Raw genomic sequence first — 550 nt, forward strand, 5'->3', positions numbered from 1 at the left:
CGGCCTCGCACACGGCGACCTGTCGCCGTACAACCTGCTGGTGCACGCGGGGCGGCTGGTGCTCATCGACCTGCCGCAGGTGGTCGACGTGGTGGCCAACCCGCAGGGGCCGGAGTTCCTGGCCCGCGACGTGCGGGTGGTCGCCACCTGGTTCGCGGCCCGGGGCCTGCCCGCGGCGGACGCCGACCCGGCCGCGCTGAGCGCGCTGCTGCTGCGGGAGGCGGGGATCCGCTGACCGCGACGTCCCGGGTGGCCAGGCACCGGCCACCCGGGACCCGGGTCACTGGAGGTAGCGCTCGACCGCCGGCTTGGGGCGCGTCCCCTGGGCGTCCGGGTCGCCGTGGGTCTCCCGGGCGGCGCGTCGCCGACGCAGCAGGTCCCAGCACTGGTCGAGGGACTCCTCCAGCTCGCGCAGCCGGGTGCGGGCGTCGTCGTCCGTGCCCGACTCGCCGGCCTGCGCGTCGGCGCGCAACCGGTGCTCCTCGTCGACCAGTTCCGAGATCCGGTTGAGGATCGTCTTGTCGTCCATGCCCTGAGCCTGGCACAGGCC

The 550-nt window shown here is 75.6% G+C and carries 2 protein-coding genes; one reads left to right on the forward strand and one right to left on the reverse strand.

What is annotated here, in order from left to right:
- A partial coding sequence (locus tag F6X68_RS32870; RefSeq protein ID WP_305069303.1) for an RIO1 family regulatory kinase/ATPase occupies positions 1–235 on the forward strand: 235 nt, incomplete at its 5' end.
- A 45-nt stretch (positions 236–280) separates the two neighbouring features.
- Here F6X68_RS32870 and F6X68_RS32875 read toward each other — a convergent pair.
- The gene (locus tag F6X68_RS32875) at positions 281–529 is read right to left on the reverse strand and encodes a DUF2630 family protein (RefSeq protein WP_132240301.1); all 249 of its coding nucleotides are present in this window, start codon (positions 527–529) and stop codon (positions 281–283) included.
- Positions 530–550 lie beyond the last annotated feature (21 nt).

Source organism: Micromonospora sp. AMSO12t, assembly GCF_008806585.1.
Classification (GTDB): domain Bacteria; phylum Actinomycetota; class Actinomycetes; order Mycobacteriales; family Micromonosporaceae; genus Micromonospora; species Micromonospora reichwaldensis.

Coding starts and splice junctions, on each gene's coding strand:
- F6X68_RS32875 (WP_132240301.1), bottom strand. CDS start 529: ATGGACGACAAGACGATCCTCAACCGGATCTCGGAACTGGTCGACGAG.